Source organism: Bacillus sp. NP247, assembly GCF_018966865.1.
GTDB lineage: Bacteria > Bacillota > Bacilli > Bacillales > Bacillaceae_G > Bacillus_A.
Map to the genome: position 1 here is coordinate 388098 of NZ_CP076653.1, position 13625 is coordinate 401722.

Annotated in this window: 13 protein-coding genes, 1 pseudogene and 1 other annotated feature; of the genes and pseudogenes, 3 read left to right on the forward strand and 11 right to left on the reverse strand. The window is 32.9% G+C overall.

The annotated features are described in order from the left end of the window. Nucleotides 1–99: 99 nt before the first annotated feature. Entirely contained in the window at nucleotides 100–1374 is a 1275-nt protein-coding gene (gene serS, locus KPL75_RS02115; RefSeq protein ID WP_219919213.1) for a serine--tRNA ligase, read from the reverse strand. Nucleotides 1375–1459: 85 nt separating this feature from the next. Further along, nucleotides 1460–1689, reverse strand: a binding site (T-box leader). Between the two features lie 650 nt (nucleotides 1690–2339). Between serS and KPL75_RS02120 the strand changes: the two genes are divergently transcribed. Next, a complete protein-coding gene (locus tag KPL75_RS02120; RefSeq protein WP_219919214.1) occupies nucleotides 2340–3110 on the forward strand; it encodes a sulfite exporter TauE/SafE family protein in 771 nt (256 codons plus the stop codon). Nucleotides 3111–3155: 45 nt separating this feature from the next. Further along, nucleotides 3156–3971, forward strand: coding sequence for a sulfotransferase family 2 domain-containing protein (locus KPL75_RS02125; protein WP_219919215.1), 816 nt, complete (start codon nucleotides 3156–3158; stop codon nucleotides 3969–3971). 303 nt (nucleotides 3972–4274) lie between these two features. Here KPL75_RS02125 and KPL75_RS02130 read toward each other — a convergent pair whose 3' ends face one another. Continuing rightward, the gene (locus KPL75_RS02130; RefSeq protein ID WP_258237004.1) at nucleotides 4275–4517 is read right to left on the reverse strand and encodes a DUF6262 family protein; all 243 of its coding nucleotides are present in this window, start codon (nucleotides 4515–4517) and stop codon (nucleotides 4275–4277) included. 181 nt (nucleotides 4518–4698) lie between these two features. Here KPL75_RS02130 and KPL75_RS02135 point away from each other — a divergent pair, with 181 nt between their 5' ends. Further along, entirely contained in the window at nucleotides 4699–5064 is a 366-nt protein-coding gene (locus KPL75_RS02135) for a YxeA family protein (RefSeq protein ID WP_219919216.1), read from the forward strand. A gap of 115 nt (nucleotides 5065–5179) precedes the next feature. On the opposite strand, the gene KPL75_RS02140 is transcribed toward KPL75_RS02135, so the two are convergent. The 9 genes and pseudogenes from KPL75_RS02140 to KPL75_RS02180 form a co-directional block, all read right to left on the reverse strand. Further along, entirely contained in the window at nucleotides 5180–5890 is a 711-nt protein-coding gene (locus tag KPL75_RS02140; RefSeq protein ID WP_219919217.1) for an alpha/beta hydrolase, read from the reverse strand. A 230-nt stretch (nucleotides 5891–6120) separates the two neighbouring features. After that, the gene (locus tag KPL75_RS02145) at nucleotides 6121–6963 is read right to left on the reverse strand and encodes a polysaccharide deacetylase family protein (protein WP_219919218.1); all 843 of its coding nucleotides are present in this window, start codon (nucleotides 6961–6963) and stop codon (nucleotides 6121–6123) included. A gap of 314 nt (nucleotides 6964–7277) precedes the next feature. Beyond that, the gene (locus tag KPL75_RS02150) at nucleotides 7278–7961 is read right to left on the reverse strand and encodes an N-acetylmuramoyl-L-alanine amidase family protein (RefSeq protein WP_219919219.1); all 684 of its coding nucleotides are present in this window, start codon (nucleotides 7959–7961) and stop codon (nucleotides 7278–7280) included. A gap of 172 nt (nucleotides 7962–8133) precedes the next feature. After that, a complete protein-coding gene (gene menA, locus KPL75_RS02155; RefSeq protein ID WP_219919220.1) occupies nucleotides 8134–9045 on the reverse strand; it encodes a 1,4-dihydroxy-2-naphthoate polyprenyltransferase in 912 nt (303 codons plus the stop codon). A gap of 195 nt (nucleotides 9046–9240) precedes the next feature. Next, nucleotides 9241–10125 carry an alpha/beta fold hydrolase gene (locus tag KPL75_RS02160; protein ID WP_219919221.1) on the reverse strand — a complete coding sequence of 295 codons (885 nt, stop codon included), beginning with the start codon at nucleotides 10123–10125 and terminating at the stop codon, nucleotides 9241–9243. Nucleotides 10126–10324: 199 nt separating this feature from the next. Next, nucleotides 10325–10782, reverse strand: a pseudogene (locus KPL75_RS02165) (glycosyltransferase); the annotation flags it as partial. Between the two features lie 272 nt (nucleotides 10783–11054). Continuing rightward, nucleotides 11055–11990, reverse strand: coding sequence for a manganese ABC transporter substrate-binding protein/adhesin MntA (gene mntA, locus KPL75_RS02170; RefSeq protein WP_219919222.1), 936 nt, complete (start codon nucleotides 11988–11990; stop codon nucleotides 11055–11057). 17 nt (nucleotides 11991–12007) lie between these two features. Further along, nucleotides 12008–12874 carry a metal ABC transporter permease gene (locus KPL75_RS02175; protein WP_219919223.1) on the reverse strand — a complete coding sequence of 289 codons (867 nt, stop codon included), beginning with the start codon at nucleotides 12872–12874 and terminating at the stop codon, nucleotides 12008–12010. After that, nucleotides 12871–13620 (reverse strand): metal ABC transporter ATP-binding protein, encoded by a 750-nt coding sequence (locus KPL75_RS02180; protein WP_219919224.1) that lies wholly within the window; start codon nucleotides 13618–13620, stop codon nucleotides 12871–12873. Before KPL75_RS02180 ends, KPL75_RS02175 begins: the two co-directional genes overlap by 4 nt. Nucleotides 13621–13625: the final 5 nt, after the last annotated feature.

A 13625-nucleotide genomic window follows, 5' to 3' on the forward strand; every position in this document is an offset into this window, starting at 1 on the left:
TCCTAAAAGAATTTCTTCCCGTCTTCATCAACTTAAATAATTCTGTATTCCTCAAAACGTTTATAAGCTATTACACTTTATCTCAAATCAATATCTTTCTCATTTAATAACTTCTATTCCTCTCATGTATGGACGCAATACTTCTGGAATTATAACTGAACCGTCTTTTTGTTGGTAGTTCTCTAAAATAGCCGCTACTGTACGACCTATAGCTAATCCAGAACCATTTAATGTGTGTACCAACTCTGGTTTTGCACCTTGTGTACGGCGGAAACGTATACTTGCTCGACGCGCTTGGAAATCTTCACAGTTTGAGCAAGAAGAAATTTCACGATATACGCCATAGCTTGGTAACCAAACTTCAATGTCATATGTTTTTGCAGCAGGAAATGCCATATCAGCAGTACATAATACAATCACTCGATAAGGTAATTGTAACAATTGCAATACCCTTTCGGCATTTGCTGTTAATTTTTCTAACTCATTGTATGAATCTTCAGGTTTTGTATATTTAACCATTTCAACTTTACTAAATTGGTGCTGACGAATTAACCCTCTCGTATCACGTCCTGCACTACCGGCTTCAGAACGGAAGCATGGAGTATGTGCTGTAAAATTAATAGGTAAATCTTCACTATTTAAAATTTCATCACGATAATAGTTTGCTAATGGTACTTCCGCTGTTGGAATTAAAGAGTAATCTGTTCCCTCTAATGTGAATACATCTTCTTTAAATTTCGGGAATTGTCCTGTTCCTAATAAACTATCGCTATTTACGATAAATGGCGGAATCACCTCTGTATACCCATGTTCTTCAACATGTAAATCTAACATAAAGTTAGCTACCGCTCGCTCCAAACGTGCTCCTAATCCATTGTAATAGACGAAGCGGCTTCCCGTTACTTTTGCTGCACGCTCAAAATCTAGTAATCCTAATTTTTCAGCAACTTCCCAATGTGGTTTTGCTTCAAATGAAAATTCATTTATTTCTCCCCACTTGCGTATTTCGACATTATCATCTTCTGATGTTCCAACAGGCACTGTCTCATTAGGTAGATTTGGTAATGCTAGCAATATTGTATTTAACTCTTCTTCTACATAACGTAACTCATCATCTAACGTTTTAATATTTTCTCCTACTTCACGCATTTCACTAATAAGTTCATTAGCATCTTGTTTTTCACGCTTGAAATTCGCAATACGTTCAGATACTTCATTGCGTTTATTTTTTAACTCTTCTACCCTCACTAACAGTTCACGACGCTTTTGATCTAATTCCTCGAATTTATCTAATTCAAAAAACTCTCCACCACGATAAAGTAATTTTTTCTTTACTTCTTCTAAATTTGTACGTAATACTTTTACATCTAACATGTTTTATTTCCCCCTTAATTAAGTAACAAATCGTATTAAAATTAGGATGTTTACTAAATAAAATACAAAAAACTCCCGTCCCTATAAAAGGGACGAGAGTTAACCCGCGTTGCCACCCTAGTTGAAAGCGCAAAAATATACGCCCTCCACTTAAATTATTAACGGCTTTTAGCCGGAAACGATTACTAACTTCACATTGAAGTGTTCCACATTTCGCTCAAGGACGGATTCACAAGTTCTTTCTATCGGTTTACACCACCCACCGACTCTCTAAAAGAAAAAATACTTGTTACTATTTCCTTTCATCGCTTTCAAACAATATACATTTTAATTATCATCACTTTACAATAATTCTGTGTATTTATCAAGGGATATTTTTAAAAATAAAATATATTCACAATTAATTTACAAACTTATATTTTCCAATATTTATATACAGAAGGAAGTCATAATTTATCTAGAAATGGTGTGAATCCCCCTCTATTTTCAGCATTATTATTTAAACATTTTACACGCGTGGGACAGATTCATGCAATATGCGCAACAAACTGAAGATCTTCGTTTAATTCCTGAATGCCAACAACTTTTTAACTTTATGTAATCTATATAACCTAAAGATAAATAAATTCATAAAACAATGTATCCTTATAATATATTTTTATACGTATATCGACTGTACCGCTATTAAGTTTCAATGCGCCTAGAAATTTCATACACATATATGAGTTATTTTTAATACACTAACATTTCATCTACAAAATTAAGTACCTTTACATTGGTATTTAAATACACTGGTATGAGTAGTTATCATTTTTCATTTAGTTACCCTTTCTTTTGATATGTATGGATATAAGAAAAAACGGAATTTATTTTCACCAAATATCCCGTATAAATTCCCGTATTGAACGGCTATTTAAAAATGGTAACGAATAAGTAAGAGCCATCGGGATAGGAGGGAAAATATAATGAGTGTTTCTATTATAATGATGGGTTTCATCATAGGGGTATTAGTGGGGGTAACAGGGATAGGAGGCGCAGCATTATTGACTCCATTTCTCCTAACATTAGGTATAAGTCCTTCCATCGCTGTTGGAACAGATCTAGTATATAATTCTATCACTAAAATGTTTGGAATATCCCAACACTGGAAACAGAAGACTATAAACTTTAGATTAGTAAAATATCTAGCTATGGGGAGCATACCTAGTGCAGTTATCGCAATAATAACTATTCATTTTTTACCAATTTTTCATTTCAATCGAGAGGGAATCATAAAATATGTATTAGGTTATGTTTTAATCTTTGCAGCAATCTCTATTTTTATAAAAGCCTTTTTCTATAATGAATCTACACAAAATTATTTTCAAAAACAAACTTTAGAACAAAAGAAGAATTTAACTATTTTTATTGGTGCTATACTTGGTTTTATCGTTGGACTTACCTCGGTTGGCTCTGGTTCTTTATTTGCTATTGCAATGATCTATTTATATCAAATGAAAACATCTGAATTAGTAGGAACAGATATTGCACATGCTTTCATATTAGTTACTGTGGCAAGCATATTAAATATGAATTTAGGAAACGTCGATTATATATTAACAATTAATTTACTTATCGGTTCTATTCCAGGAGTCATACTTGGTAGTAAATGCTCCACTAAAATCCCCGTTAAACCTCTTCAAATATTTCTAGCTATCATTATTTGTATTAGTGGACTAAAGTTAGTCACCTCTTAATTGAAAGCGTTTTATACTTTTGTTATATAAGAATGGAGGTTCAAAATGGATTATACAGAACTATATAATTTTATACTTAAGCGAGGACGTGTACCTCATTTTCATAAAGATTTTCCTCTAATCTTATTTTGGAGCCAAAAAAGTGGTTGTACGTCGCTAGCAAACTGGTTTTTTTATCAAATTAATTTATTTGAAGAAGCAATAAATTATGACCCTTTTATTCATAATTATGAGTATGAAGTATACACAAACTCTACAGATCATTTAATACAATTAGCCAACGGATTACAAGCAAAAGAAAAGAATACGTATAAACTAGTAAGAAACCCTTATAGAAGAGCAGTAAGTTCTTTTGCTGCTCTGATTCCATCGCTAAATATTGAGCATCCCGCATGGAAGCCCATTCGACTATTTCTGTATGGTGACGAAACCTGCAATAAACCCATTTCCTTTAAACTATTTTTGTATTATTTAAAAGCACACATGACCAAATTAGATCTAGTAGATCCTCACTTTACCCACCAATATATACAAGGGGAAGAGGAATTTGTTACGAACTATATTTATCTAGAAAGTTTCAACACAGGAATTTCGAAACTAGAAGAGGAGTATAAATTTAAAAAATCACCATTAGATCTATTATCAAAATCTTGGCATCATCAAAGTAGCAAGATGATTTACAAAGGGATTTATGCAGAAGCTGATATTACCAAGCCTCTTTTCCCACGATTACCTACTTATGATAGTTTTTATGACGCAGAAACACTTCAGTTGGTTCAAGAGATATTTGCAAAAGATTTTATTATGTATAATTATGATTTAACTTCTTTTTCTGAACATAAAAGTGTGCAAAGACCCTAGTACTGTTAAGTATGTTATCTGAAAAATGATACGATTTTTCTTCCTATTTATAAAGTGAAACTTTAATCAGTGGGGGTTTTGTTCATCCCCCACTGATTATTAGCCTTCACCAATCGGGCGTTTACGGGCAGTCGATCTCCCGCCTAACTTCTTTGCTCCACCTGAATTTTGAGGTGGGAGTTTTACTGCCCGTTAATGCGGCATAAATTTCCATATACTTTTCCTAATTCTTTTTTTAGTTGTGTTTTTAGATGCTCATTTTCACTTTCTAATAACTTGTTCCTATGTTTTGAATGGTTGATTTTATTTTTCAAAGTTTTTATGATTACATCTTTTTAGGCATCGGATGTCTTTTTTTGTCTTTTTAAAATCATGCATTCCTTCTTGCTGTTGAAGTAACTCTTCAATCTTTTTTCTAATTAAGGGTTCTCTATATAAATATGCTTTAGAAACAAGTGCTTTTTCTGAAACTGAATTAAAATTGATTTTTTGTCCTTCTTTACTCATTAACTGTATTATTTTATTCACTCGATATTGCGCTTTCACTAAGGTTATCACTCCTGACAAAAGAGCATTCGTTCTTTTGTCAGGTATTTCCATGAAAACATTAGTTAAAATAACCACACTTTAAAAATTTTGTTAAGAAAAACTTAAGAAATTCCCCGCTATATTCATAAGAAGTTTTTTCTATACTGAAAAACGTAAATACGTAAAAGGAGAAACAATCATGAAGAAATTTGTACTTTACATAATAGGAATAGGCCTCCCTATATACTTACTACCTTTCATATTACGCGGGGATTTGGACAGATTTAATCCGATTGCTGAAGAAAAAGATGTATACGCCATTGCGAAAGGATATGGCGTTCCGGATTATCATCATAAAGGAAGAGCTATGTACTCACTAAAAGGCGTTGATGAATCAAGGAATGAGAAAGAATATACAGTAGGAACTAACACTCCTAATGATTTCATAAGAAAAACTTACTTAAAGATTCATGTGAAAGGAAAGTATGTCTATTCTTACGATGTTATTTCTGAAAAGGATATTCCGGAGAAAATAAGGGGACAATTGGAGATAGCAAATAAATAAAAGAGCCAATTCGTACGAGTTGGCTCTTTATTATCTCTCCCACCTACCGTTAGGCTATCTTCCTACACATGCTTGGGGTGGGAGAATCCTTTCGGTAAATTTATTACATTCGCTATCATTGTTTTAATAACCATTCTTCAATTACTTTCACTGTTTCATCTTGTTGTGCTTTTGACGTAATTAAGCTAGCATTATCACCTGTTTGCTCGCCATACATGCCGAAATTAGCATGATTCCCCCCTTTTATCATGTGCATAGTTGTATTCTTTGACATTAATTTTTTATTGTTCATTATTTTTTCTACAGTGGCTAAGCCATCTACTTCCCCATAAATTGATAGCATTGGCATCAGCTTGTTAGAGAAATCATCTGCAGGATAAGAACCTAAGAGAATAATACCGTCTACCTTTTCTTCATGTTGAAAGGCATACCTAGAAATCATAGCTCCACCCATTGAATGCCCAGCAACATACCATTTTTGAACTTCAGGATACTTTTCAATTATACTGTCTACCACATTTGTTCCAAGTATCGCTAAGTTTAATGGTAACTTAGGCATTACTACAAAATGCCCATCTTTTGCAAGAGCTTCCCCCAAGTAACTATAAGACTCAACTTCTACTTTAGCACCTTGATAAAAAACAATCCCTACTTTAGCATCTTTCTGTCCAAATACTATATTCTCTTCATCTTTTTTATTATCAACTAAAGCCAAAGCCTCTTTCGTTGGTTTATAAGTAAACTGAGACCAAGTCAAAAAAGTAATACTTCCTACAATTAAGAAGCCTAGTAAAGAGTATAGAGTAATTTTCATCCATTTCTTCACATATATCACCTCCCTAAGATCTGTATATTCTATACTTTAATTATTATTAATATGATTGTCGAATAATCTTAACTAATAAGTTTAGAAAAAATAATACGAGCCCTCAAATGCCGTTTTAAAATAAAATTTTATAAAGAAAAAGCCGATTTCTTTAACGTATAGAAAATCGACTTTAGTTTAGTTGTTACTTTAGTAATAAAAAACACCTTTTTAAGATAACTATGTTTATACTATAAACGTTGATCTTTCTGGAAGTTTAGACGAAAATGATCTTCATCATTATATACCCCAAATTCATACCCTTGCTCTTTATAAAATTTAATAATTTCAGGAAGAGCTTGTAATGTTTGTGCCTTTTCATGCATTAAAACAACTTCTACTTCTTCTGTTGTCTGTTTCTTTACATTTTCGATAATCTGAGTTGGATTATCTTTTAATTTCCAATCATTTGAATCAATTGTCCAATCCCAAACTTTCATTCCAGCTTCTACAATTTGATTACGAATTTCCTCACCCTTTAATCCTGGTGCAGATCCATATGGTGGACGGACTAGTTTAGGAGTTGTACCCGTAATATTATGGATAAAATCTAACGTTTCTTTCATCTCTGGTACAAATTGTCCTTTTTTGTATAACTTATCACTATTATGTGTCATACTATGTGCACCAATATAATGTCCTTCTTTTACTGCTCGTTTTACATTTTCCTGAAAACCTGTATTTTGTAAATTGCTACCTTGCATAAAAAATGTCGAAGCAACATTTTGCTCTTTTAGTACATCTAAAAATTTCCCAGTCAATTCGCTAGGACCGTCATCAAATGTTAAATAAACAACTTTTCCTACTGGCTTTCCATCAGGTCTTTTTTGTTTTGCCGGTGATGTTTCCTTTTTCTTTTCTTGTTGTTGAGTATTAACTTGTTTCATACTTTCCTTAGCTACTCCCTTCGCTGGGGTAGAGTTCCATTCTCCAATTAAAAAGAATGTGAAAAAGGTCGTTGCCAAAACAACTCCTAGAGATATTATTACCTTAGTTAATACACTTGTTTTTTTCTTATTTTGTGATTCTTTCATTATTTTTCGATCCTTCCCTATTGATTTTCATATTAATTATTTATAAGGCTGAGCCTTTCCTCGACTGAATCATTAGTTTCAACCGATATTTACAATAAATAGATTAATAGAGAAAAATAAAGACAAAATGCAGATAATGTCGAAATCAGTTAAAGAATAACGTATTGTATTCACTCTTTAGAAAAGTATTTGTCCCTCTAATACCATTAAGGTAATTCATAAATTTGAAAGCTGGGTATACACCAAAAATAAAAAATACTACTCTTTCTAATTAAAATTTAGAAAGAACAGTATTTTTCTATTTGCCCCTTTTATTACATAATAAAATAATTAATAATGCCATCCACAATACCCTTTTGCGATTTTGTTTGGAATTCTTCTGAATTCATTCTTTTTTCATCACTCGCATTAGATGTAAACCCTAGCTCAATTAAAATTGCCGGGGAAGGATTTTCTCTTAAGACAAGAAAATCACTTCCATGAATGCCTCTATCGTGATTATCTATATTTTGATCAAAAATAGCTTCTTGTACGATTTTAGCTAACTTTTTATCTTTTCTTTTATTAGCCCCATAATGAGTTGTTATTCCATTTACACTTGTATCCTTAAAAGCATCATGATGAATGCTAATATAAAGATCCGCCGAATGGTCTTTAACTACTTTGACACGAGCTTGTAATTCTTCCTTTTGCTTTGTTTCTGGAAGTAAGCTAGTATCCTTTTCACGTGTCAATATAACTTTTGCATCCGTTCTTTCTTCTAATTCTTTCTTTATATTTTGTGCTACTTTTAAATTAAGATCTTTTTCAATCGTTCCAAATTTCTTTCCTTTCGTCCCTCTATCTCCTCCACCATGCCCCGGATCAATTACAATTGTTTTTCCTCTTAATCGTAAATCCTCTTGTGATATATTTTTATGCCCCTTAGCATGTATTAAACTAACTCCTGTGCCCATTATTAATATAATAAATAAAAGCAATATCGCTCTTTTTTTCATTTTAACAATCTCCTTATCAGCTTTTCATTCAGTTTCTAATGAAAATAGTAATGAATGCTGATAAAGATAAAGTGCAGATAATGTCGATTTTGTTTAAAAATGATAAAAACTCCAATTTCTCTATATTAAAATTAAGAAATTGGAGTTTAGTCATTTAACAATAGTTTTTTATTTAAAATAGATAACTAATTAATAATCCTGCTGATAATAAGAAACCAAAAATCGTATTTGTCATCGCTGTTGATTTCATCGCGATGCGCATATACCCGGGATCCTTTGCTCCTTTTTGGAAGCTTTGAATAGCAGAGATTGGCTTTTTCAAACCTAGGAACATAACTAATGCCCAAGGGCTTATATAACCCATCAACACAATTACGGCAATCCATAAATAAGCAATTAAAAAAGCTACAGCTAGTGTTACCACTGCTTTTTCTCTCCCAAGGAGGATTACCAACGTCTTTCTTCCACCTTTAATATCTTCTTCGATATCTCGGATGTTATTCGACATGTTGATTGCACCTACTAAAATTCCAATTGGAATGGAAATCAATATACTTTCAATCGTTATAGTATTCGTTTGAATAAAGAAAGCAATGAGTACAAAACATGTCCCCATTAACAATCCAGAAACTAATTCTCCAAATGGAGTGTACGCAATTGGTAATGGACCACCTGTATATAAATAGCCAACCGCCATCCCAATTAAACCAATGACGACTAACCACCAGCTGCTATTCATACAAATATAAATTCCAATAAATGCTGCTACTACATACAATAAAAGCGCAACTGTTAAAACATTTTTTGGTTTCAATCCATGACGGACAATTCCACCACCGATGCCAACAGAATCAGCGGTATCTAATCCACGTTTGAAATCATAGTACTCATTAAATAAATTCGTTGCTATTTGCAATGCTAAACATGCAAACATCATCGCAATAAATAAAAGCCAATGAATCTCGGCAACATAAAGTGATGCCACAGTCCCTAATATTACAGGAGAAAACGTCGCCGTTAATGTATGTGGGCGCGTCATCTTCCATATTAATTTAGCGGAACTAATTTCTTTTTCATTCCCCATAACTCTGTTCAATCTCCCTACATTTTAAGTATAAATTACTAGCAGTATCTTTCTATCTATTTCCTGCTTCACATCTATTATATCAAAAAAAGAATTGGCGATAGAACTTTAATGCTCTTGCTTGTCCCCTTATCACTCTTGAATTAAGTTTTTCAAAAGAAAGTCCGTTGCTCACATTCGAACAACGGACCTTCTTTATATCAACCAATTTAAAACATCCTCAGCAATCTCTTCTGGTCTATCCCAATGCATTAAATGCCCTGTATCTTTATAAAGCTTAGTCGTAATATCAATATGCTTCTTAAATTCCGCAATCTGCAATTCTCTTATTTTCAAATAATTATCGGGAAGATCACAATACAATAATAAAATATCGCTTTTAATTTTATGAGATTTCAATGTTTTATACACCGTATATTGAAACTTAATTACCCCTCTAGCGGTATCGCCAGTAGCATGCCATTTTACTTTACTATCTTCTTCTCGCATTAAGTCATAAACCGCACGTTCTATTAATGGTGACCACCTGCTGTAAGCCAGTTTTTCTGATTGGAAGAATGCTTCTTTGCTATCAAAAATATATTCATCAAAATCTTTTTCATAATGGTTGATTTCTTCTTCTAATGATCGCGGTGGACACTCTCCTTCTTTCGCATCTTTATATAACTTCGCAAAATAATCTGCATTCATTTCACCATGATGATAACCACCATCTAACAAAACCATTTTATTCACTTTTTCTGGACGTTCTGCCGCAAAGTGAAGTGCAACGCTTGCTCCCCATGAATGTGCTACTATATGAAATGTTTCTTTTCCTATCTGCTCAAGTAATGCTACTACCCAATTTGCTAAATGGGATGCACCGTAATCTTCATCCTTCTCAAAATTTGGTGTTTTCCCATGTCCAGGTAGATCAAACGATACAATATGATATTTATCTTTTAAAAATTCCGCTATTTCTATAAAACTTAATTTTGTACTTCCTAAACCATGAAAACAAATGATTTGAGGATTACTTTTATCCCCCCATTCACAAACACTTGCTTGATATTCGCCAAATTCTACAAAAAAGTGATTCATTTTTAATCTCCTCTAATTATTAGATGTAAATTAGTTCGAATACGAAATTGTTTTTTCAGAATGAATAAATTAGACAAAATTATCCAAGTTCCTTTTTCGTAAATGATTTTTATAGAATGCGAGAGTTAACTCTAGTTGAAAGCACTAAACGCTTAACTTCATGTTTACCGATGCTAATATATTTAAGTTAATAATTAGACTACACCTTCACGCCCATGAAATTAATATAGTTTAATAATTGTAGCATTCGTTTATCATATGTGTGATTTTTCAAAGTCCTATCCAGCCCATTTTTTGCTATACGTTTTCTTTCTTGTACATGTTCCAAATAATACTCCGATGCACTATAAAAAGTTTCTATTTCGACATCTGGTGTATAATGCTTTGATACATCTGGGCGTATATCAGTTAATTGAAAAGAACCTACGGCATTAATTTCAAACGTCCTATTATTTACTGAATATGCTTGGATATTTACAGAATTACAATTCAATTCCTGATCACTTGGTGAACGATGTAAATTTATATTGATTTTAGTAGATACGTAAAATTGTAACGCATCTTCATACTTAGCAAGCGCAAGAGTTGTATTTTATCCTTTAATCTTTCATAATTCTTTAAATTCTCCCAACCAAATCCTACAATATTAGCAGTCTTTATTCATTTTAGTGACCTCTTACTTTACATGTATAAGCACCGTTTATGTCCATTATGTTGAACTTCCCTCATTTTACAGGCTAATGGGATTTTTGAAGGTGATGCTTCTTGTAATATTGTTTCATCTTCTTTAGAAGCTGTTACGAAGCGAATATAACTAAGATATATTCAGCCAAATTATTAATAAACATGATACTTAAAAGAAAGAGCCAATTCACATGAGTTGGCTCTTTCTGATCTTATAGAACTTCAATAGTTACACTAGCTAGATTTTATTTTTGTAACCCATTAATAATTGTATCTATATTCCATTTCATCATTTTCAAGTAAGTATCTCCATCCTCACCTGATTTACCTAGTGAGTCTGTAAAAATTGTACCTGCAATCGGTACGTTTGTTTCTTTTGAAACAGTTTCCATGCTACGTCGATCTACACTTGTTTCTACAAATAATGCTGGAACTTTATTTGTTTGAATTAAACTTACAACATCTCTAATTTGATCTGGAGTACCTTGATTTTCTGAGTTAATTTCCCAAATGTATCCCGTCTTAATGTCATATGCTTTTCCAAAGTATTTAAAAGCACCTTCACTAGAGATTAAGAAACGCTTTTCCTCAGGTATTTGATGAATTCTGTTCACCGTTTCATCATGTAATTTTTGAAGTTCTGCTACATACTTGTCGGCATTTTTAGTATAGAGCTCTTTGTTTTTAGGATCTTCTTTAATTAATGCCTTCTTCACATTTTCAGCATATAAAATACCATTTTTAATATTCATCCATGCATGCGGGTCTGGTTCTTTTTCTAATCCTTTTGTTTCTAAATAAATAGGCTCTACACCTTCACTTACTTTATAAACAGGTGCATCTTTCTCTGATTTATTTGCAGTTTTCAATAGTTTTTCAAACCATGCTCCGCCCTCTTCTAAGTTTAACCCATTGTAAAACACCATATCTGCATCTGTCATTTTCATAACATCTTTTGGTAGTGGATCATATTCGTGCGGGTTAGCTCCAATTGGAACAAGACTATGAATCTCAACTTTATCTCCACCAATTTGCTTCACCATATCGTATATAATTGAGTATGTAGTTACAACTTTTAATTTGCCACTGCCCTCTTCTTTTCCATTTGTGTTACTAGAACACGCTGTTAATGCAAATACGAAAATACAAAGTATCGAAAATAAAACATTTTTTAATTTCATCTTTATCCTCCAATCAATTATGACAACTCTGCTCTATTTTTTCTAATTTTTATAGCTCTCCAAAACAACCCTTGTGACGGTGAGAAAAAGAATGCCAATCCGAATAAGAATGTTGCAACAAGAACAATTGTTGCACCTGAAGCAAGATTATAAGAGAAACTAAAATATAGCCCTACTACAGATGAAAGTGCACCAATGCCTGCCGCTAAATAAATCATGACCCATAAACGGTTTGTTAATAAATACGCTGTAGCCGCTGGTGTGATAAGCATAGCGACAACTAGAATAATTCCAACAGTTTGAAGTGAAGCAACTGTAACCATTGTAAGAAGAATCATTAAGCCGTAATGAATCCATTTATTCGGCAACCCATAACTTTGCGCCATCGTTGGATCAAAAGTGGATACGAGTAATTCTTTGTAAAATAACATTACAAGGCCAATAATGACCACTCCGGTAATAAGTGTCATCCACATATCAGACGAACGAACCGATAGAACGTTCCCGAATAAAATATGATATAAATCAGAACTACTCTTCATAAAAGTAATTAAAATAATCCCTACAGCGAATACAGATGTAAACATAATTCCTATCGCCATATCATGTTTAATGCGACTATTTTGACTTACAAAACCAATTCCAACTGCAGTAATAACGCCTGTTAAAACCGCTCCTATGAAATAATTCATTCCAATCATATAAGAAAGCGCTACTCCTGGAAGAACGGCATGGGAAATGGCATCACCCATTAATGCCATACCTCGTAAAATAATAAAACATCCAATGACACCACAAATAATTCCTACCATAACGGAAGTTAATAACGCCTTCTGCAGAAAACTGTACTGCGTTAATGCATCTATAAATTCTACAATCTTCATGATGAATGTACCTCCGCTGCATTATTAGACAATATTCCTTGATTTACATATGCCTTTGACATAACGGTTGGTTCTAATACTTGTCGTACTTCTCCGTAATGAATTAAGCTTTTATTCAATAATAGTAATTTATCAAAATACGATTCTGCTTTACTTAAATCATGATGTACAACGACAATCGTTTTTCCTTCTTTACGTAATTCTCTCAGAATTGTAATGATTGTCTCTTCACTCGTTACATCAATTCCAACAAACGGTTCATCTAAAAAGAATATCTCCGCCTTTTGTGCTAAAGCTCTCGCCAAAAAGACACGTTGTTGTTGTCCACCTGAAAGCTCACCAATTTGACGATTTTTAAACTCTTCCATTCCGACCTTTTTTAAACATTCAAACGCCCAATCCCGATGCTCTTTCTTCGGCCTTTTCATCATCCCTAAAGATGGATACGTTCCAATTAGTACGACATCTATAACTGTGATCGGGAAATCCCAATCTATATCACTTCTTTGCGGTACATATGCAACATGTTTTCTAGCGCTTCGAATATCCTCTCCAAGAATTCGAACATATCCCTTATCACTTGGGATTAAATCTAAAACAGCTTTCATTAAAGTAGATTTCCCCGCACCGTTTGGACCAATAATTCCAACGAGTTTTCCTTTTTCAATTTCAAAGGAAACGTTTTGAACTACTTGATTCCCTTGATAGGATACAAACAAATCTTTGACGATTATAGCCTCACTCATTTTTT